At 69.7% G+C, this 20,191-nt stretch carries 20 protein-coding genes; 2 read left to right on the top strand and 18 right to left on the bottom strand.

Annotated elements, in window-relative coordinates; all coding sequences use genetic code 11:
* Positions 1–111: 111 nt before the first annotated feature.
* Both JW613_RS12700 and JW613_RS12695 read left to right on the top strand, forming a co-directional pair.
* Positions 112–1,422: a sensor histidine kinase gene (locus JW613_RS12700; protein WP_209210885.1), complete on the top strand. Its 1,311-nt coding sequence runs from the start codon at positions 112–114 to the stop codon at positions 1,420–1,422.
* Positions 1,419–2,105, top strand: coding sequence for a response regulator (locus JW613_RS12695; protein ID WP_209210884.1), 687 nt, complete (start codon positions 1,419–1,421; stop codon positions 2,103–2,105). The genes JW613_RS12700 and JW613_RS12695 overlap by 4 nt, the downstream gene beginning before the upstream one ends.
* Positions 2,106–2,112: 7 nt before the next feature.
* On the opposite strand, the gene JW613_RS12690 is transcribed toward JW613_RS12695, so the two are convergent.
* The 18 genes from JW613_RS12690 to rho form a co-directional block, all read right to left on the bottom strand.
* The gene (locus tag JW613_RS12690) at positions 2,113–2,571 is read right to left on the bottom strand and encodes a DUF2550 domain-containing protein (RefSeq protein WP_209210883.1); all 459 of its coding nucleotides are present in this window, start codon (positions 2,569–2,571) and stop codon (positions 2,113–2,115) included.
* Between the two features lie 149 nt (positions 2,572–2,720).
* Complete coding sequence (locus tag JW613_RS12685) at positions 2,721–3,104, bottom strand: F0F1 ATP synthase subunit epsilon (protein WP_099884276.1); 384 nt, start codon at positions 3,102–3,104, stop codon at positions 2,721–2,723.
* Positions 3,105–3,268: 164 nt separating this feature from the next.
* On the bottom strand, positions 3,269–4,711 hold the full coding sequence (atpD, locus tag JW613_RS12680; RefSeq protein WP_099884274.1) for a F0F1 ATP synthase subunit beta: 1,443 nt from the start codon (positions 4,709–4,711) through the stop codon (positions 3,269–3,271).
* 2 nt (positions 4,712–4,713) lie between these two features.
* The gene (locus tag JW613_RS12675; RefSeq protein ID WP_209210882.1) at positions 4,714–5,652 is read right to left on the bottom strand and encodes a F0F1 ATP synthase subunit gamma; all 939 of its coding nucleotides are present in this window, start codon (positions 5,650–5,652) and stop codon (positions 4,714–4,716) included.
* A 2-nt stretch (positions 5,653–5,654) separates the two neighbouring features.
* Positions 5,655–7,226, bottom strand: coding sequence for a F0F1 ATP synthase subunit alpha (atpA, locus tag JW613_RS12670; RefSeq protein ID WP_099884270.1), 1,572 nt, complete (start codon positions 7,224–7,226; stop codon positions 5,655–5,657).
* Between the two features lie 156 nt (positions 7,227–7,382).
* On the bottom strand, positions 7,383–8,198 hold the full coding sequence (locus tag JW613_RS12665) for a F0F1 ATP synthase subunit delta (protein WP_209210881.1): 816 nt from the start codon (positions 8,196–8,198) through the stop codon (positions 7,383–7,385).
* The gene (locus JW613_RS12660; protein WP_099886785.1) at positions 8,195–8,740 is read right to left on the bottom strand and encodes a F0F1 ATP synthase subunit B; all 546 of its coding nucleotides are present in this window, start codon (positions 8,738–8,740) and stop codon (positions 8,195–8,197) included. Before JW613_RS12660 ends, JW613_RS12665 begins: the two co-directional genes overlap by 4 nt.
* 60 nt (positions 8,741–8,800) lie before the next feature.
* Positions 8,801–9,055 carry an ATP synthase F0 subunit C gene (gene atpE / locus JW613_RS12655; protein ID WP_099884266.1) on the bottom strand — a complete coding sequence of 85 codons (255 nt, stop codon included), beginning with the start codon at positions 9,053–9,055 and terminating at the stop codon, positions 8,801–8,803.
* 77 nt (positions 9,056–9,132) lie between these two features.
* Entirely contained in the window at positions 9,133–9,963 is an 831-nt protein-coding gene (gene atpB / locus JW613_RS12650; RefSeq protein ID WP_209210880.1) for a F0F1 ATP synthase subunit A, read from the bottom strand.
* A 222-nt stretch (positions 9,964–10,185) separates the two neighbouring features.
* On the bottom strand, positions 10,186–10,611 hold the full coding sequence (locus JW613_RS12645; RefSeq protein ID WP_099884262.1) for a Cg1360 family ATP-synthase-associated protein: 426 nt from the start codon (positions 10,609–10,611) through the stop codon (positions 10,186–10,188).
* A 267-nt stretch (positions 10,612–10,878) separates the two neighbouring features.
* Positions 10,879–12,234 carry an MraY family glycosyltransferase gene (locus JW613_RS12640; RefSeq protein WP_209210879.1) on the bottom strand — a complete coding sequence of 452 codons (1,356 nt, stop codon included), beginning with the start codon at positions 12,232–12,234 and terminating at the stop codon, positions 10,879–10,881.
* 83 nt (positions 12,235–12,317) lie between these two features.
* Positions 12,318–12,980, bottom strand: a complete 663-nt coding sequence (locus JW613_RS12635) for an arsenate reductase/protein-tyrosine-phosphatase family protein (protein WP_372447937.1) — start codon at positions 12,978–12,980, stop codon at positions 12,318–12,320.
* Positions 12,980–13,627 carry an L-threonylcarbamoyladenylate synthase gene (locus JW613_RS12630; RefSeq protein ID WP_209210878.1) on the bottom strand — a complete coding sequence of 216 codons (648 nt, stop codon included), beginning with the start codon at positions 13,625–13,627 and terminating at the stop codon, positions 12,980–12,982. The genes JW613_RS12635 and JW613_RS12630 overlap by 1 nt, the downstream gene beginning before the upstream one ends.
* A complete protein-coding gene (prmC, locus tag JW613_RS12625) occupies positions 13,627–14,472 on the bottom strand; it encodes a peptide chain release factor N(5)-glutamine methyltransferase (RefSeq protein ID WP_209210877.1) in 846 nt (281 codons plus the stop codon). The genes JW613_RS12630 and prmC overlap by 1 nt, the downstream gene beginning before the upstream one ends.
* A gap of 19 nt (positions 14,473–14,491) precedes the next feature.
* Entirely contained in the window at positions 14,492–15,562 is a 1,071-nt protein-coding gene (gene prfA, locus JW613_RS12620) for a peptide chain release factor 1 (protein WP_099886784.1), read from the bottom strand.
* 134 nt (positions 15,563–15,696) lie between these two features.
* Positions 15,697–15,921 carry a 50S ribosomal protein L31 gene (rpmE, locus tag JW613_RS12615; RefSeq protein WP_099884254.1) on the bottom strand — a complete coding sequence of 75 codons (225 nt, stop codon included), beginning with the start codon at positions 15,919–15,921 and terminating at the stop codon, positions 15,697–15,699.
* 214 nt (positions 15,922–16,135) lie between these two features.
* The gene (locus JW613_RS12610) at positions 16,136–17,320 is read right to left on the bottom strand and encodes an LCP family protein (RefSeq protein ID WP_209210876.1); all 1,185 of its coding nucleotides are present in this window, start codon (positions 17,318–17,320) and stop codon (positions 16,136–16,138) included.
* Between the two features lie 407 nt (positions 17,321–17,727).
* Positions 17,728–19,863: a transcription termination factor Rho gene (gene rho, locus JW613_RS12605; RefSeq protein ID WP_209210875.1), complete on the bottom strand. Its 2,136-nt coding sequence runs from the start codon at positions 19,861–19,863 to the stop codon at positions 17,728–17,730.
* Positions 19,864–20,191: the final 328 nt, after the last annotated feature.

Raw genomic sequence — 20,191 nt, 5'->3', positions numbered from 1 at the left:
TCCGAGACGATTCCCCGCGCTGCCGACTGCATCGAAAGATGCAGTCGCACGGCGCCGACGCTCGACCGGGCGAGGGACACCCGCGCCGCGGGGACTCGGGAGAATGGAGCCATGACCACCGCAGCCGCCGCACCGTGGATCCGCACGCTCCGTGGCCTGCGCCCGAACCAGGACGATGTGCTGGTCGCGGTGTCCGGGGCCGCCGGCGGGCTGCTGCTGTGGGCGTTCGGTCTCACCAGCGCCCCGCTGTGGGAACGCGGACCACGCTGGCTGGTGCTGCTGCCGCTCGCCGTGCTGTGTCTGGCCTCACTGCTGCGCCGAACGGGACAGCCGTATGTGCTGTACGTCGGCATCGCGGCGCAGGTGGCCGATCTGCTGGTGGGCTCGTTGCTGGCGACGCTGATCCTGTTCACCGATGTGCTCTACGCCGCCGTGCTGTACGGATCGCCCCGCCTGTCCCGCGGGGTGATCCGGGGTTCGGTGGTGGTGACCGTCCTGGTCACGGCGGGGCTGCTGATCGCTTTCCAGAAGGCCGAACTGCTGCTGGTCGGGGCTGCCTGCGCCGGTGTGCTGGTGGTGCCCACCAGCACCGGGGAGGCCATCCGCAGCCACCGGGAGAAGGCGTCCGCCGAACGTCAGCGGGCCGAGCAGACGGCCCTCCTCGCGGAGCTGGACCGCAAGCAGGCGGTCAACAGCGAACGCGCCCGGATGGCGCGCGAGCTGCACGACGTGGTCGCCAACCACCTCTCGGCCATCGCCATCCACTCCTCGGCCGCCCTCTCCTTCCCGGAGTCCGGCCACAGCGCGGGCGCCACCCGCGAAGCCTTGGGCGTCATCCGCGAGAACAGTGTGCAGGGGCTGGCCGAGATGCGCCGCCTCATCGGCCTGCTGCGCAACGCGAGCGGCTCCGAGGAACCGGCGGCCACTCCCTCGCTCGACGGGCTGGACGTACTGCTGGCCCGCGCCGGGGCCATGGCGGGCGACGGCCGTACGTTCACACTGGCGGACCGCCGCGCCAAGGGTGAGCGGCTGCCCGCACCGGTGGAGCTGGCCGCCTACCGCGTGGTCCAGGAAGCGGTCACCAACGCGCTCAAGCACGCGGCCCCGGGCAACGTCACCGTGGAACTCGACCGTGACGACGCCCGCCCCGACCACCTCGGCATCCGGGTCACCAGTCCGCTGGACGAGGATCCGGTGGACGACGGCTCGCCCCGCGCGCCCGGAGCGGGCGCGGGGCTGGTCGGGATGCGCGAGCGGGTGGAGCTGCTGGACGGCCGACTGACGGCAGGGCCTGCGACCGGCGCCGACGGCGCGCGGGTCTGGCAGGTGCACGCGGTGCTGCCCGCACCGCGCGAGACGGACACGGCCGCCGACGAGTCCGGCGCAGCACGCCGGCCCGAACACAGGGAGACGAACCAGTGACAGCTGACCGAGCCATCCGGGTGCTGGTCGCCGAGGATCAGCAGGCCGTACGCGCGGGAATCGTGCTCATCCTGCGCAACGCGCCCGGTATCGAGGTGGTCGGTGAGGCAGGTGACGGGGAAGAGGCGGTGCGGCTCACCCGCGAGCTGGCTCCGGACGTGGTGCTGATGGACATCCAGATGCCCCGGCTGGACGGGGTGACGGCCACCCGGCACATCACCGCCGGCGGCCTCGCCGACGTCCTGGTGCTCACCACGTTCGACCTCGACGAGTACGTCTTCGGCGCACTGCGCGCGGGCGCGGCCGGCTTTCTGCTCAAGGACAGCGAGGCGGCGGCGGTGGTCGAGGCGGTCCGTACGGTCGCGCGCGGCGAAGGCATGATCGCGCCTGCCGTGACCCGCCGTCTGATCGCCGAGTTCGCGGGGGCGTCGGCGCCGGGCGGTCCGCAGGCCTCCCGCTCGGCCACGGAGCCGCCGGCCGGACTGGCCGAACTCACCCGCCGCGAGCGGCAGGTCCTCGGCTGTCTGGGCGAGGGGCTGTCGAACTCCGAGATCGCCGCCCGCCTCACCATGGCGGAAGCCACCGTCAAGTCCCACGTCAGCAGGCTGCTCGCCAAGCTGGAGCTGCGCAGCCGCACCCAGGCCGCCGTACTGGCCCAGGAGTGGGGCATCGGGCCCGGGTAGCCGGGGCCTAGGCCACGTTGACGCGCTGCCCGGGAGGGGCGGCCTCCAGCCAGGCGAGGAAGCCGGTGAGGGCGTCCTCGCTCAGCGCCAGCTCCACCCGTACCCGCTCCGGACCCACGGCGCAGGCGAGCACCACGGCGTCGGAGAGCAGCGCCTGCTCCTCCTCGCCCAGCGGGGAGCGACGTTCGAGAACATCAATGGCCCCGCGCACCAGGTGGCGGCGGGGCCGGGGGGCATAGGAGAAGACGCGGAACCATTCGATGCGGTCCCCGTTGTAGCGGGCGATTCCGTACGCCCACCCTTTTCCTTTGGGGTCGACGGCCTCTGCCTCGGAGACGGCCCAGCGCAGATTGCAGTCGAACGTTCCGCCGGACCGCTGGATGAGCCGTCGGCGTACCCCGAAGGCGAAGAGTCCCGCCATCACCAGCAGGACGACCACGCCGCACAGCAACAGAGCGAGGACCATCTTCACCGACCTCCTCGCTCTTTCCGGGACCTGCCGCGCGACAAGTCTCTCAAACCCTGCTGTATGGCTTCAGCCGCGGACGGACCCGGATAATTCCGGGACCACCCGCGGCTGAGGGTCGTCGTGCGCCGGGTGTGACGCGACAAACGTCAGCGTGCGGCCGTCACCGCTCGCAGTCGGACATCGGCACGCTTCTCGGCGTCCTCATCGGCCTTGGACTTGGCGTCCTGCAGCGCGCGCTCCGCCCGCTCGACATCGATCTCGTCGGTCAGCTCCGCGACCTCGGCGAGCAGCGAGAGCTGGTTGTCGGCGAAGGAGATGAACCCGCCGTGCACTGCGGCGACGACGGTGCCGTTGCCGCTCTCGCCCGTCGTACGGATGGTGACCGGGCCGGACTCCAGCACGCCGAGCAGCGGCTGATGGCCGGGCATGACACCGATATCACCCGAGGAGGTGCGCGCGACGACCAGGCTGGCCTCGCCGGACCAGACCTTGCGGTCGGCGGCGACCAACTCGACGTGCAGCTCAGCCACTGTGGCTCCTCAGACTGGAATGGGGAAAGGATAAGGGGTGCGGCGCGGGGGCGGGTACTGGCACCCGCCCCCGCCACGGAGCACAACCGGCGCACATCCGCGTACGGCCGTTCGCGACCGTGCGCCGAGGCGCAAACGGCGCACCGCAGCTTCGAGGTCCGACGTCAGGAGACGCCGAGCTCCTTCGCCTTGGCCTTGAGGTCGTCAAGGCCACCGCACATGAAGAACGCCTGCTCGGGGAAGTGGTCGTACTCGCCGTCGGCGATCGCGTTGAAGGCCGCGATCGACTCGTCCAGCGGCACGTCCGATCCGTCGAGACCGGTGAACTGCTTGGCCGCGTGGGTGTTCTGCGACAGGAAGCGCTCGATACGGCGGGCGCGGGACACCGTGAGCTTGTCCTCCTCGGACAGCTCGTCGATGCCGAGGATGGAGATGATGTCCTGCAGGTCCTTGTACTTCTGCAGGATCCCCTTGACGCGCTCGGCGCAGTCGTAGTGCTCCTGGGAGACGAACCGCGGGTCCAGGATCCGGGAGGTGGAGTCCAGCGGGTCCACCGCCGGGTAGATGCCCTTCTCCGAGATCGGACGCGACAGCACGGTGGTGGCGTCCAGGTGCGCGAAGGTGGTCGCGGGCGCCGGGTCGGTCAGGTCGTCCGCGGGCACATAGATCGCCTGCATCGAGGTGATGGAGTGACCACGGGTCGAGGTGATGCGCTCCTGGAGCACACCCATCTCGTCCGCCAGGTTCGGCTGGTAGCCCACCGCGGAGGGCATCCGGCCGAGCAGGGTGGAGACCTCGGAACCGGCCTGGGTGAAGCGGAAGATGTTGTCGATGAAGAACAGCACGTCCTGCTTCTGCACATCGCGGAAGTACTCCGCCATGGTCAGACCGGCCAGCGCCACGCGCAGTCGCGTCCCCGGGGGCTCGTCCATCTGGCCGAAGACCAGCGCGGTCTGCGGGAGCACGCCGGAGTCGGCCATCTCCTCGATCAGGTCGTTGCCCTCACGGGTGCGCTCGCCCACACCGGCGAACACGGAAACGCCCTCGTGCAGCTTGGCCACACGCATGATCATTTCCTGGATGAGGACGGTCTTGCCGACGCCCGCGCCGCCGAACAGGCCGATCTTGCCGCCCTTGACGTACGGGGTCAGCAGGTCGACGACCTTCAGACCGGTCTCGAACATCTCGGTCTTGGACTCGAGCTGGTCGAAGGCGGGGGCCTTGCGATGGATGGACCACCGCTCGGTCACCTCGGACTCGGCCTCCGGCTCGTTGAGGATCTTACCGAGGGTGTTGAAGACCCGGCCCTTGGTGACGTCACCGACGGGCACGGTGATGCCCGCGCCGGTGTCGGTCACCGGGGCCTGGCGGACCAGGCCGTCGGTCGGCTCCATGGAGATGGCGCGGACCAGACCCTCACCGAGGTGCTGGGCAACCTCCAGGGTCAGGGTCTTCCGCTTGCCGTCCTCGGCCGGGTCGAGCACCTCGACCGTCAGCGCCTGGTAGATGTCCGGCATGGCGTCGACGGGGAACTCCACGTCGACGACCGGGCCGATGACCCGGGCGACGCGGCCCGTCGCAGCGGCCGTCTCAACAGTGGTGGTCATGGTTAGCGGTCACTCCCCGCGTTAGCGTCAGCCAGCGCGCTCGCCCCACCGACGATCTCGCTGATTTCCTGGGTGATGTCGGCCTGGCGGGCCGCGTTGGCAAGCCGCGTCAGCGACTTGATGAGCTCTTCGGCATTGTCGGTCGCGGACTTCATCGCCCGCCGCGTGGCAGCGTGCTTGGACGCTGCCGCCTGCAGCAGGGCGTTGTAGACGCGCGACTCGACGTACCGCGGCAGCAGCGCGTCCAGCACATCCTCGGCCGAGGGCTCGAACTCGTACAGCGGCAGGACGACGGCACCGCCCTTGGCGGTGCCCTCGCCGTCGCCGGGCGACTCGGTGGCCTGGTCGAGGGAGAGCGGCAGCATCCGGGCGTCCACCGCGGTCTGCGTCATCATCGAGACGAACTCGGTGTAGACGATGTGCAGCTCGTCCACACCGCCGTCCGCGGCCTGCGCCTGTACCGCCTCGATCAGCGGTGCCGCCACGGCCTTCGCGTCCGCGTAGGTCGGGTTGTCGGTGAAGCCGGTGAACGACTCCTTGACGACCCGGTTGCGGAAGCCGTAGTAGGCCACGCCCTTGGTACCGATGATGTAGCTGTCGATCTCCTTGCCCTCGGCGGCCAGCCGGGTGTTCAGCTGCTCGGCCGCCTTGATGGCGTTGGAGTTGTAGCCGCCGGCCAGACCGCGGTCGCTCGTGATGAGCAGCACCGCGGCCCGCTTCGGCTGCTCCGCCTCGGTCAGCAGCGGGTGCTTGGCGTCGGAGCCCTGCGCGACGGCGGTGACCGCGCGGGTCAGCTCCTTCGCGTACGGCTCGGACGCTGCCACCTTGCGCTGCGCCTTGATGATGCGCGAGGCGGCGATCATCTCCATCGCCCGGGTGATCTTCTTGGTCGCAGAGACGGACTTGATCCGCCGCTTGTAGACCCTGAGCTGGGCACCCATGCTCAGCCCTCGCCCAGCAGCTTGCCGTCCGAGGTCTCGAACTGCTTCTTGAACTTGTCGACCGCGTCGCTCAGGGCCTGGATCGTGTCGTCCGACATCTTCGCGCCCTCGCGGATGCCGGTCATCAGGGCCTGCTCCTCGCGGTGCATGTAGTCCAGCAGCTCGCGCTCGAAGCGTCGGATGTCCTCGACCGGGACGTCGTCCATCTTGCCGTTGGTGCCGGACCAGATGGAGACGACCTGGTCCTCGGTGGCGAACGGCGCGTACTGCGGCTGCTTGAGCAGTTCGACCATGCGCTTACCGCGCTCCAGCGACGCCTTGGAAGCGTCGTCCAGGTCGGAACCGAAGGCGGCGAACGCCTCCAGCTCGCGGTACTGGGCCAGGTCCACCCGGAGCGAACCGGTGATCTGGCGGATGGCCCTGTGCTGGGCCGAGCCACCGACACGGGAGACGGAGATACCGACGTTCAGCGCCGGGCGCTGGCCCGCGTTGAACAGGTCGGACTCCAAGAAGCACTGGCCGTCGGTGATGGAGATGACGTTGGTCGGAATGAACGCCGAGACGTCGTTGGCCTTCGTCTCGACGATCGGCAGACCGGTCATCGAGCCCTTGCCCATGTCGTCCGAGAGCTTGGCGCAGCGCTCCAGCAGCCGGGAGTGCAGGTAGAAGACGTCACCCGGGTAGGCCTCACGGCCCGGCGGGCGGCGCAGCAGCAGCGAGACGGCACGGTAGGCGTCGGCCTGCTTGGACAGGTCGTCGAAGACGACCAGCACGTGCTTGCCCTGGTACATCCAGTGCTGACCGATGGCCGAGCCGGTGTAGGGGGCGATGTACTTGAAGCCGGCCGGGTCGGACGCCGGGGCCGCGACGATCGTCGTGTACTCCAGCGCACCGGCCTCCTCCAGCGCGCCGCGCACGGACGCGATGGTGGAGCCCTTCTGGCCGACGGCGACGTAGATGCAGCGGACCTGCTTGTCCGGGTCGCCCGAGCGCCAGTTGTCGCGCTGGTTGATGATCGTGTCGACGCACAGCGCGGTCTTGCCGGTCTGACGGTCGCCGATGACGAGCTGGCGCTGGCCACGGCCGATCGGGGTCATGGTGTCGACGGCCTTGTAGCCGGTCTCCATGGGCTCGTGCACCGACTTGCGCTGCATGACCGTGGGGGCCTGCAGCTCCAGGGCGCGGCGGCCCTCGGCCTCGATCTCGCCGAGGCCGTCGATCGGGGCACCCAGCGGGTCGACGACACGGCCGAGGTAGCCGTCGCCGACCGGGACCGACAGGACCTCGCCGGTCCGCTGCACCGACTGGCCCTCTTCGATGCCGCTGAACTCACCGAGGACGACCGCACCGATCTCGCGCTCCTCCAGGTTGAGGGCGAGGCCGAGGGTGCCGTCCTCGAACTTCAGCAGCTCGTTCGCCATGGCCGAGGGCAGCCCCTCGACCTTCGCGATGCCATCGCTGGCAGCGCTGACCGTACCGACCTCTTCGCGCGAGGCCGCGTCCGGCGTGTACGACTGGACAAAGTTCTCCAGCGCGTCCCGGATCTCATCCGGCCGGATCGTGAGCTCCGCCATCTGGGTTCCCTGCTCTCCTTGTTGGGCCCGTAAGTTCCTTCGGGCTCCGGGGGGTGACTCGGTGACTCCCCCGACTCCCTTGTACGGCCCAACTCGGGCCGCGTTCGTGCTTGTTGAGTTGGTTGGCGCTCAGCGCCGGGTACTGCTGCGGCTGCCTCAGCCCGCCATCCGCCGCTGGGTCTCGTCCAGCCGGTCGGCGATGGAGCCGTTGATGACCTCGTCGCCCACCCGCACCGTGATCCCGCCCAGGACCTCGGGGTCCACGTCCAGGTTCAGGTGCACCTGGCGCCCGTACAGCTTGGCCAGCGCCGCGCCCAGGCGCCGCTTCTGCCCGTCGCTGAGCGGCACCGCGGAGGTGACGACGGCGACCGAACGGTTCCGGCGCTCGGCTGCGAGCCGGGACAGTGCTTCGAGCCCACCATCCAGGCTACGTCCCCGCGGCTGGGTCACCAGCCGGGTGACCAGACGCTCGGTGGCCGGCCTGACCCGGCCGTCCAGCAGCTGGTGCACCAGGGTGCGCTTGGCCTCGGCCTGGGCCGTGCGGCTGGCCAGCGCCGCCCGCAGGTCCGGCGAGGAGGCCGCAGTCCGCCCGAAGCGGAACAGCTCGTCCTCGACGTCGTCCAGCGAGCCGTCCCGCTCGGCCGCGATCAGGTCGGCCAGGTCGGCCAGCTCCTCGACGGCGTCGACCAGGTCACGCGGCGCGGACCAGCGGGAGCGGACCATGCCGGAGACCAGGTCGGCGGCCGGGCCGCTGAGCCGGCTGCCGAGCACCTGCCGCACCAGCGACGCCTTGGCCTCGCCGTCCTTCGCCGGGTCGGTGAGGACCCGGCGCAGCGAGACCTCACGTTCCAGCAGCGCCGTGACGGCGGCGAGCTCGTCGGCGAGGGCCGCGGCGTCGACCGACGTGGAGTCGGTCAGCGCGGTCAGGCTCTCGCGCGCGGCGGCAAGCGCCTGGCGGCTCGCACCATTCATCGGGCGGCTCCGCTGGCGTCGGCCTCGGCAGCCTCTTCGAGCCCGTCGAGGAAGCGGTCGATGACACGGCTCTGCCGGGCGTGGTCCTCCAGGGACTCGCCGACGAGCTTGCCGGCCAGGTCGGTGGCGAGCTTGCCCACGTCCTGGCGGAGCGTGTGCGCGGCCTGCTTGCGATCGGCCTCGATCTGGGCGTGGCCGGCGGCGATGATCTCCTCACGCTGCCGCTGGCCCTCGGCGCGCATCTCGGCGATGAGCGCGGCGCCCTGTTCCTGTGCCTCGGCACGCAGCCGGGCGGCCTCGTGGCGGGCCTCGGCGAGCTGGTCCTTGTACTGCTGGAGTACGTCGGCAGCTTCCTGCTGAGCCGCCTCGGCCTTCTCGATGCCGCCCTCAATGGCTTCACGACGCTCTTCCAGCACCTTGTTGATGCTCGGAAGGAGCTTCTTCCACAGGAAGAAGAAGACGATGGCGAATGCGATCAGGCCGATGACCAGCTCTGGGATCGGCGGAACGAGCGGGTTCTGCGGAACCTCGGTCTCCGCCATGTGTACCAGGGCGTTCACGTCAGTGCCTTCCGTCGGAAATGGGTTCGTTCGCTCGGTACGTCAGGAGCGGAAGATGAAGCCCATGACGATGCCGATGAGGGCCAGCGCCTCACAGAAGGCGAAGCCGAGGATCTGGTTCTGACGGATCAGACCGGCCGCCTCGGGCTGGCGGGCCAGCGCCTGGGTGCCGTTACCGAACACGATGCCGACGCCGATGCCGGGGCCGATCGCGGCGAGGCCGTAGCCGATCGAACCCAGGTTGCCGGTAACGCCTTCGGTGGCGGCGAGGTTGACCATGTCGAGAGCAGCGGACATGCCGTTACTTCCTTCTCTGTACGGACCGGCGGGGGTTGGCCGCCGGACAGCTGGGGATTGTGCGGTAAAGGGGTTGCTCAGTGTTCCTCGACGAGCGCGCCCTGGATGTAGGTGCAGGTCAAGAGGACGAAGACGTACGCCTGGATGAGCTGGATGAACAACTCGAAGGCGACCATCACGATCGTCATCACGAAGGAGACGGCCGAGTAGGCGATCCCGATGCCGTTGAGCATGTACCAGGTCGCGATCGTGAAGAGAACCAGCAGCATGTGTCCGGCAAACATGTTCGCGAAGAGCCGGACGGCGTGCGTGAAGGGGCGCACCAGCAGGTTCGAGAAGAACTCGATGACCATGACCAGCGGCCGCACTCCACCGGGGAGCGACGGGTCGTACCCCGTGAAGTTCTTGAACGCGCCGACGAAGCCGTGCCGCTTGAAGGTCAGCGGGACCCAGACGAGGTAGACCAGCAGCGCGAGGCCGAGCGGGATCGAGAAGATCGAGGTCACCGGGAACTGTGCGAGCGGGATGACCGACCACAGGTTCATCACCCACACGAAGAAGAAGAGCGCCACCACCAGGGGGACGTACTTCTCGCCTTCCTTCTTGCCGATCGTCTCGTAGACCACGCCTCGGCGGATGAAGTCGTAACCGGCCTCGCCGATCATCTGGAGTTTGCCGGGCACCAGCTTCGGCTTGCTGAAGGCGGCCCAGAAGAACGCCACGATGGCGAACGTGCCCACGAGGGCGAGCAGGATCGGCTTGTTGAAGTCGAATCCGCCGATGCTGAACATCGGCTCGAAGACGAACGAGTGGAGCCCTGGAGCCTCGAAGCCGCAGCCACTGAAAAGGTGGCAGTCGGTCTCAAAGGCGAGCATCTGGTCAGCACTCACCGCGGGCTCCTTCTGCATGGCGCATGAAAACGGCTACCTCGTTGTGTCGGCGCGGCGTGCGGCCACGGAACGGCACTGGTCTTTGTCTTACGAATCGGGGGCGGCGGCTGATCAGGGTGCGAAAGTGTCCGTTCCGTCCCGTGGGATCCGGAAATGGAGGGCACTCTGCCGTCCCCTGTCTGCTGCGCCGCAGTTGGCAACGGACGATAGCAGTTGCTCGAACGAGCGCTTATCCCGCCCCTACGTGGCACTGGCCTTCTCGCCGGAGCCCGAGGTCGGTTCGACGTACATGATCTTCGCCTTCAGGTGGGCCCTGCCCTGTGCCGCCACCCACACGACAGTGGCGCCGAGCAGTGTGAACGCGAAGGTCGAGGTGTCGAAAAGGGTCGTATCCCGGAAGACCACCAGCACGACGAACAGCAGCAGAATCTGCGTCGTGTACAGAAGCAGCCCCATCGCCTGAAAGAGGTGCGGAAAGGAGCGCGCTACCCGCTGGAGGACGTAAACGCCGAGACCCATGAAGAGGATCACGACGAGTGCTCCGGCCGCGGCACCGATGGCGCCCTTACCTGCTGCGAACACGGCGCTGATCGCTGCGGCCACGACACCGGCTACGGCGGTCGGGACGGCGCAGTGCAGGAGCATGCGTGCGTCGTTCGACTGCATGTGGTGTGCTCCGGGGAAATCGGGGGACGAGGGTCGTCGATGACGAGCGTAGCCCCGGCGTGGAGGACGGACCTCCCGGCAGAAGGGCCCGCGGGAGTGCGAGACTTCGGCTGGCCACCGGGTTTCGTGAACGGTATCACAAACTATTTGATGAGGTCTTTACCTACTTGGTGTGCCTCCTGTCACACGGGGGTGTGACAGGAGGCGTTCGCGACTGACGGCGAACGCTATGTCTGGTATAAGGCGATTCCCCGGGCATCGAGCTGCTCAGTCGTGGCTGTTGATCTTCTTGGGCCTGGTGAACTGCCGGCGCTCCCCGATGGCCGTGGCACCGTTGAGACCGGCCATCGCGGGCTCACGCTCGGCCTCTTCGGCCGTCTCGCCCGCGGGAGCGGGGTCCTCACCGGGCCCGGGCGGGGTCGCCGCGACCTCCGCCGCCGGCTCGGGCTCCGACAGCGACCGCCGGTACCGGGGCGGCAGCACCCGCTGCGCCCACGCGGGCACCCGGGGCGTGTAGCGCGGCATCAGCAGCACCACCAGGCCCACAGCGCTCAACAGCACGACCGCCAGCACGATCGCCAGGCTGGAGGAGCGCACCGAGAACGCCACGGCGCCGAAGGCGATCAACGCGGCCCAGAAGTACATGATCAGCACGGCACGGCTGTGCGAGTGCCCGATCTCCAGCAGCCGGTGGTGCAGATGGCCCCGGTCGGCAGCGAACGGCGAACGCCCGTTCCAGGTGCGCCGCACGATCGCCATGACCAGGTCGGCGACCGGGATCGCGATGATGCTCAGCGGCAGCAGCAGCGGCATGTACAAGGGCACCATCGTGTGCACGGCGGACTTCACCGAACCGGTGTGCTCGACCATCACGTCCGGGTCCACCTGGCCGGTGATGGAGACCGCACCGGCCGCCAGCACCAGGCCGATCAGCATGGAGCCGGAGTCGCCCATGAAGATCCGCGCCGGGTGCATGTTGTGCGGCAGAAAACCCACGCACATGCCCATCAGTACGGCGGCGAACAGGGTGGCGGGGGCCGCCGCCTCGATGCCGTAGCCGTACCAGATGCGGTACGCGTACATGAAGAACGCCACCCCGGCGATGCACACCATGCCCGCGGCGAGGCCGTCCAGCCCGTCCACGAAGTTCACGGCGTTGATGGTGATCACCACCAGCGCGACCGTCAGCAGCGTGCCCTGGAAGGGGGTGAGCGCGACATTGCCCACGCCCGGCACCGGCAGCCACAGGATCGTCAGTCCCTGGAGCACCATCACACCGGCGGCGATCATCTGCCCGCCCAGCTTCACCAGCGCGTCGACGCCCCACTTGTCGTCCAGCACACCGATCAGCCAGATCAGACCGGCGCCCGACAGCAGGGCGCGGGGCTCGTCGGAAAGGGTGAACAGCTCGCCGATGTTGGTCAGTTGCGAGGCCACCAGCAGCCCCGCGCACAGCCCGCCGAACATCGCGATGCCGCCCAGTCGCGGCGTCGGCTCCCGGTGCACGTCACGCGCGCGCACCGGCGGCATGGCGCCCGCCGCGATGGCGAACTTCCGCACCGGCCCGGTCAGCAGATAGGTGACCGCGGCCGTGACGCACAGCGTCAGCAGATATTCACGCACCGATTCCCCAAAAGTCTCGCGGGCTGTTCAGGCCCACACCATAGGACACGCTCACTCCTGCCTGCTGGTTCTCCGTGGTGCCGCTACGTGTGCGCGGGAACCCCCGTCAACGCGGTGACCACCGGGTCCAGCGCCCCGCTGATCTCCTCGCCGACGCTGCGGAAGTACGGGATCGGGGCACCGTAGGGATCGTAGATCTCGTCCGCCTCCGGGCTGGGCGCCAGCAGCCAGCCGCGCAGCGCGGCCGCCGCCTGGACCAGCGCGCGGGCCCGCTCCACCACGCCCTCGGCGCTGCCGGCCGCCGGCAGGGTCGCGGGGTCTATGGCCCGCACCAACCGGGTGAACTCCTTGAGCGTAAAGGTGCGCAGGCCCGCGGAGTGGCCCATGGAGATCACCTGGGCACGGTGGTCACGGGTGGCCGTCAGCACCAGGTCGGCCCGGATCACATGCTCGTCCAGCAGCTCGCGCCCGGTGAAGTTCGAGGCGTCCGCACCGTGTTCGAGCAGCACGGCCACCGCGTTCTCCTCCATGGGCGCGCCCTCGTGGCCCCAGGTCCCGGCGCTCTCGACCACGAGGCCGCCCATGCGGCTCTCCCCCAGCCGTTCGGCCAGGGCATGCCGGGTGAGCCGCTCGGTGATCGGCGAGCGGCACACGTTGCCTGTGGAGACGTGGAGGATACGGAACGCGCCGTCGGCGCCGCTTATGCCGCCGGCCTCGGCCGGCCCACGCCCGGGTGGGGCGGTCACTACGGGGCCACCTCCAGGCCCGGCACGACCTTGCGCAGCTCGTCGGCCCCGATGGCGCCCGCGCGCAGCAGGACGGGCACCGAGCCGGTGACGTCCACGATGGAGGAGGGCACGCTGTCCTGGGTGGGGCCGCCGTCCAGATAGACGGCGACCGACTCGCCCAGCATCTCCTGGGCAGCGTCGCAGTCCATCGGCGCCGGGTGCCCGGTCAGGTTCGCCGAGGAGACGGCCATCGGACCGAACTCGGTCAGCAGCTCGATGGCCACCGGGTGCAGCGGCATCCGCACCGCCACCGTGCCATGGGTCTCCCCCAGGTCCCAGGTCAGCGACGGCTGGTGCCGCGCCACCAGGGTGAGCGCGCCGGGCCAGAAGGCGTCGACCAGTTCCCAGGCCGTCTCGGAGAAGTCCGTGACCAGGCCGTGCAGCGTGTTCGGCGAGCCCACCAGCACCGGGGAGGGCATGCCCCGGCCGCGGCCCTTGGCCTCCAGCAGATCACCGACGGCGTCCGCGCTGAACGCGTCCGCGCCGACGCCGTAGACGGTGTCCGTCGGCAGCACGACGAGTTCCCCGCGCCTGACGGCCGAGGCGGCCTCGCGCAGCCCGGTCGCCCGGTCGGTCGCATCGGAGCAGTCGTATCGCCGTGCCATTACGGCACCTCCCTGCGTGCGGTGGCAAAACGGGGCCGGTTGTTGAGGTCGGGGTGGTCCGCGGCATCAGCCCAGCCGCGGTCCTCGGTGAAGATCCATGGCACCTGCCCGCCCTGGGTGTCGGCGTGCTCGATGACCACGACGCCGCCGGGGCGCAGCAGCCGGTGCGCGGTGCGCTCCAGACCGCGGATGACGTCCAGGCCGTCCTCTCCGGAGAACAGCGCGATCTGCGGATCGTGGTCGCGGGCCTCCGGCGCCACATGCTCCCACTCGGTGAGCGGGATGTAGGGAGGATTGGAGATCACGAGGTCGACCTGGCCGTCCAGCTCGGTCAGCGCCGTCCGCGCGTCGCCCTGGTGCAGCGTCACCCGCGAGCCCTCGACATTCTTGCGCGCCCACACCAGCGCCGCCTCGTCCAGCTCCACGGCGTGCACCCGGGAGCGCGGCACCTCCTGGGCGAGCGCGAGCGCGATGGCGCCGGATCCGGTGCACAGGTCCACGATCAGCGGCTCGGCCACGTCCATGGCCCGTACCGCGTCTATCGCCCAGCCGACCACCGACTCGGTCTCCGGCCGGGGCACGAAGACACCGGCCCCGACGTGCAGCTCCAGGTAGCGGAAGAAGGCCCGCCCGGTGATGTGCTGGAGCGGCTCGCGGGCCTCGCGGCGGGCCACCGCCTCCCAGTAGCGCGCGTCGAAGTCGGCGTCGGCGACCCGGTGCAGCTCGCCCCGTGAGACACCGTGCACCCAGGCGGCCAGTTCCTCGGCGTCGAAGCGCGGCGAGGGCACGCCCGCATCGGCGAGCCGCTGGGTGGCCTGCGCCACCTCGGCAAGCAGCACGTTCACTCCGTCCCCCTCCCGGGCGTCACTGAGCGGCGGCCAGTTTGGCCGCGGAATCCGCGTCCACGCACGCCTGGATGACCGGGTCGAGCTCGCCGTCCAGCACCTGGTCCAGGTTGTACGCCTTGAACCCGACACGGTGGTCGGAGATGCGGTTCTCCGGGAAGTTGTAGGTGCGCACCCGCTCGGACCTGTCGACCGTACGGACCTGGCTGCGGCGCGCGTCCGAGGCCTCCTTCTCGGCCTCCTCCTGGGCGGCGGCCAGCAGTCTGGCCCGCAGGATGCGCAGGGCCTGCTCCTTGTTCTGGAGCTGGCTCTTCTCGTTCTGGCAGGAGACGACGATGCCGGTCGGCTCGTGGGTGATGCGCACGGCCGAGTCGGTGGTGTTGACCGACTGCCCGCCGGGCCCGGAGGAGCGGTAGACGTCGATGCGCAGATCATTCGGGTTGATCTCCACATCCACGTCCTCGGCCTCGGGCAGCACCAGGACACCCGCAGCCGAGGTGTGGATACGGCCCTGCGACTCGGTGGCCGGCACCCGCTGCACGCGGTGCACGCCACCCTCGTACTTCAGCCGCGCCCACACGCCCTGGCCCGGCTCGGCCGACCCCTTGGTCTTCACCGCGACCTGCACGTCCTTGTAGCCGCCGAGATCGGACTCGTTGGACTCGATCAGCTCGGTCTTCCAGCCGTTGCGCTCGGCGTAGCGCAGATACATCCGCAGCAGGTCACCGGCGAACAGCGCGGACTCGTCACCGCCCTCGCCCGCCTTGATCTCCAGGATGACGTCCTTGTCGTCGCTGGGGTCGCGCGGGACCAGCAGCAGCCGCAGCCGCTCGGTGAGCTCCTCGCGGCGCCGCTCCAGCTGTTTGACCTCGTCGGCGAAGTCCGGGTCCTCCGCGGCCAGTTCCCGCGCGGTGCCGATGTCGTCCCCGGTCCGCTTCCACTCGCTGTAGGCGGTGACGATCGGGGTGAGTTCGGCGTAGCGCTTGTTGAGCCGGCGGGCGCCCGCCTGGTCGGCGTGGATCGCCGGATCGGCGAGCCGCCGCTCCAGGTCGGCGTGCTCGCCGACGAGTTCCTCGACCGCCTCGAACATCGTGGCCATCCCTTACTGATGAGTGGGGGCGCCGCTTCGCCGGGAGGGCGGAGCGGCGCCGGGGCGCTGAGCACCAAAAGAGCGCCGGGCCGCGCTGCCCCGCAGGGCAGCCGCGGACCGGCGCTGCAGTGTCGCTACTTCTTGGCGCTGCCGGCGCTCTTGCCGAAGCGGGCCTCGAAGCGGGCCACGCGGCCACCGGTGTCGAGGATCTTCTGCTTGCCGGTGTAGAACGGGTGGCAGGCCGAGCAGATGTCGGCGCGGATCATGCCTTCCGACATGGTGCTACGCGTGGTGAACGAGTTGCCACAGGTGCAGCTCACCTGGGTCTCGCGGTACTCGGGGTGAATGTCGCGCTTCAAGGTGACTCCTAGGTTCGGGAGGGCACCGGGTCGGGATACGGGTTGTTTCCCGTGAACCGGGGCCGACGGTCCAGTTTGCCACTGGTTCCCGCACCCCCCAAAACCGGGGGGAGGCGCCCGGTATTCCCCAGGCTCCCACGGCCGGCCCGCCGGCTCGCGTCAGCGCGGCGCCGGTCCGCCTCCGCTCGTCCGTCAGCGACGGTCCGCCCGCTCGTCAGCGGCCGGCCCGCCCGTCCGGCTCCGCCTTGGGCGCCGCCTGGGCCTTGCCCTGCTGCACCACATCGCCTATGTCGGTCTTGTCGCCCGCCGAGCCCTTGGTGGCGGACTTCGGGACCGGCCTGTCGTGCTTGATCGCCGACCAGACCTTCTTGGTCTTCGAATCGATCTGCACGACCCGGTTCGGGTCGTTCGGGTCGTACCTGACCGGCAGCGTCGTCATCTGGATGTCGTCGGACTTGATGCCCTTGAGCATCTTCGCCATGCCGGTCAGCTTGCTGACCGAGTCCAGGTCCGAGTCGGTGGTGATCGCGGAGGTCGCGGTGTCGGCCAGGTCGTAGAGCTTCTTCGGGCTGCTGAACACCCCGACGCTGTTGACCTGGTCGATCAGCGCCTTCAAGAACGCCTGCTGAAGCTGGATACGGCCCAGGTCGCTGCCGTCCCCCACCCCGTGCCGGGTACGGACCAGGCCCAGGGACTGCTCGCCGTCGAGGCGGTGGGTGCCTGCCTTGAGATTCAGGTGGCTGTCCTTGTCCTTGATGGCCTCGTGGGTGGTCATCTCGACGCCGCCCAGGGTGTTGATCAAGCGCTGGAAGCCCGCGAAGTCGACCTCGAGGTAGTGGTCCATCCGCACGCCGGAGAGGGACTCGACGGTCTTGACGGCGCAGGCGGGGCCGCCGACCTCATAGGCGGAGTTGAACATGGCCCGCTGCGCCGGAACGTTTTTGTTGCCCACCGACTCGTCACCCTTGCAGCTGGGCCGCTGCACGATGGTGTCCCGGGGTATCGAGACCACGCTGGCCTTGTCGTGCTTCTCGTTGATGTGCAGCACCATCGCCGTGTCCGAGCGGGCGGTGCCCTCGTCCTTGCCGTACTTCGCATTGGCACCGGCGCGGCTGTCCGAGCCCAGCACGAGGATGTCCATCGAGCCGTTCGGCACGTCCTGCGGCCGGTCGGTGCCCAGGGCCGCGTTGATGTCGACGCCGGATATGTTCCCGTCCAGCTTGAAGTAGACGAACCCGAGACTCGTCCCGCCGAGCACGACCGCCCCCGCGGCGGTCCAGGCGGCGACCCGCACGGCACGTCGGCGGCCGCTGAGCGGCCTGCGGCGACGACCGGAGGCACGTATGCCCCGGGAGCGGCGCGCTGCCGCCGTGTCGCCCTCGTAGCTGTCGCCCGCCATGGTCACTTCCCTCAGTCCTGCCTCGTGGCGCCGTTGTCCTGTGTGGACGTCGTTCCGGTGCAGACGTTGTCCCGTGGGGGACGCTGCATCTCGCCGGAAGGGTTGCACAACGAGTCACCGCGCGCCGTAAGCGCGCGTGACGGGACAGCGGCGCACGGACCGGGCCGCAACGCGGCACTGCTCCCGTTTTACCTGCGACGACGTACCCGCGCCTGCCGAGACCACACCGGTCACCGGTCGGTAGGGCCTGTGGTCAAGCTCTCAGCAGCCAAAACGCACGGCGAGGGCCGCCCCACCGTACGTGGTGGAGCGGCCCTCGCCTTCATCCGTCCGGGCGACAGCCCGACCGCCGGCCCCGGCCGACGGACCTGGGTCCTGGCCGTTGCCGGGCGTCGGGGCCGTCGACCTCAGTCCTGGCCGTTGCCCGGCGTCGGGGTCGTCTTCTGGATCTGCAGCAGGAACTCCGCGTTGGACTTCGTCTGCTTCATCTTGTCCAGCAGCAGCTCGATGGCCTGCTGCTGGTCCAGGGCGTGCAGCACGCGCCGCAGCTTCCAGACGATCTGGAGCTCCTCGTTCGCCATGAGGATCTCTTCCTTACGGGTGCCGGACGCGTCCACGTCCACCGCGGGGAAGATCCGCTTCTCGGCGAGCTTCCGGTCGAGCTTGAGCTCCATGTTGCCGGTGCCCTTGAACTCCTCGAAGATGACCTCTTCCATCCGGGAGCCGGTCTCCACCAGCGCCGCGGCGAGGATCGTCAGGGAGCCGCCGTCCTCGATGTTGCGCGCGGCGCCGAAGAACTTCTTCGGCGGGTAGAGCGCGGTCGAGTCGACACCGCCGGAGAGGATCCGGCCCGAGGCGGGCGCCGCCAGGTTGTAGGCGCGGGCGAGCCTGGTGATGTTGTCCAGCAGGATCACCACGTCGTGGCCCAGCTCCACCAGGCGCTTGGCCCGCTCGATGGCGAGTTCGGCGATGGTGGTGTGGTCCTCGGCCGGGCGGTCGAAGGTCGAGGAGATGACCTCGCCCTTGACCGACCGCTGCATGTCGGTGACCTCTTCCGGACGCTCGTCGACGAGGACGACCATCAGGTGGCACTCGGGGTTGTTGCGGGTGATGGAGTTCGCGATCGACTGCAGCACCGTGGTCTTGCCCGCCTTCGGCGGGGCCACGATCAGACCGCGCTGCCCCTTGCCGACCGGCGCCACCAGGTCGATGATCCGCGAGGTGAGGTGGTTCGGCTCCGTCTCCAGCCGCAGTCGCTCCTGCGGGTAGAGCGGGGTGAGCTTGTTGAACTCGGAACGACCCTTGCCGTCGTCGGGCGACATGCCGTTGACCGAGTCCAGGCGGACCAGCGCGTTGAACTTCTCGCGCCGCTCGCCCTCGCGCGGCTGGCGGACCGCGCCGGTGACGTGGTCGCCCTTGCGCAGGCCGTTCTTGCGGACCTGGGCCAGCGAGACGTACACGTCGTTCGGCCCCGGCAGGTAGCCGGAGGTGCGCACGAACGCGTAGTTGTCGAGGATGTCGAGGATGCCCGCGACGGGGATCAGCACGTCGTCCTCGGAGATCTGCGGCTCGAATTCCTCCCGGCCGCCGCGCCGACCCCGACGGTCGCGGTAGCGGCCGCGCCGCCCGCGACGGCCGCCGCCGTCGTCGTCGAAGTCGTCCCGGCCGTCCCGGCGGCCTCCGCCGCCACCGGCCTGGTTCTGCTGGCCGCCACCGCCACCGCCGCCGTCGTTCTTGTTGCGGTTGCGGTCGCGATCGCGGTCCCGCTGGCGCTCGCGCTTGGAGGGGCGGTCCCCCTGCTGCTGCTTGCCCTCGCCGGAAGAGCCGCCCTTGCCGTCCTTCTCGGACCGCTCGGACCTGCCTTCCTTCCCGTCCTGGGCAGCCTTGCCGTCCTGGGCAGCCTTCCCGTCCTGGGCAGCCTGCTTGCCGCCCTCACCGCCGGACTTGGCGTCCGTGCGGCCCTCGGCGGTGTCGGCCTCGGCCTTGGTACGGCGGCCACGGCCGCCCTCCTGGGCAGCCTTTGCGTCACCCTCGGTCTGGCCGGGGATGTCGATCTGCTGCTGGCTGCCGGAGGCGTCCTGCTGCGCGGCCTCGGCCTCACCGGTGCGGGCCCGGGAGGTGGCGCGGCGCTTCGGCTTCGCCTCCTCGGCGCCGTCGGCGCCCTCGGCGGACTTGCCGTTGCCGGCGGCGTTGTCGGCCTTGGCGTCCTTGGCCTGCTTGGCGTCGGCGGCCTTGCTGTCGGCGGCCTTGGCGCCCTTGCCCGAGGCGGCGGGCGCGGAGTCCGAACTGCCGCCCGCCTGGCGCTCCTTGATGACCTCGATCAGCTGGCTCTTGCGCATCCGCGCGGTGCCCCTGATGCCGAGGCCGGAGGCTACCTGCTGGAGCTCGGCCAGAACCATGCCCTCGAGCCCCGTGCCGGAGCGCCGACGCCTGGGTGCGGCACCGGAGGCAGGCGTGGCGGATGCGTCCGTAGCGGCGGGCGCCGCGGCACCGTCGGCTGCGGTATCGGCGTTCACGCCCATCAGATCGGTGGTGTCGCTCACGAAGGGTCCTTCCCTGGAGCGGACGTCGGCCAGTCTGGCTCGGCGACCGGTTGTGCTGTCCGGTTACGGTCCTGTGTTCGCGGACCTGACCGGGGCGGTGGTCCCGCCTTGATGTACGGCGGGGAGATCAGTACGTGGGTTCGGCGTGAAGCCTCGACATGGATGTCCTTCACGTCGGCTCCGGAGCGTGTTCGCCCCTGCCCGGCAGTGGGCCGAGCAGTGTGGGAGGCTCCTGGGAGAAGAGGTGGTCCCTGCTGGGGCTGCCAGGGGAACACGCAAGCACCGCACTCTTCGAACCATCGCACTTACCTGTGCGGGGCCCACGAGA

The sequence above is a fragment of the Streptomyces smyrnaeus genome (assembly GCF_017676345.1).
Classification (GTDB): domain Bacteria; phylum Actinomycetota; class Actinomycetes; order Streptomycetales; family Streptomycetaceae; genus Streptomyces; species Streptomyces smyrnaeus.
The sequence above is the reverse complement of the archived record's forward strand: the minus strand, read 5'-3'. Positions and strand labels throughout refer to the sequence as shown.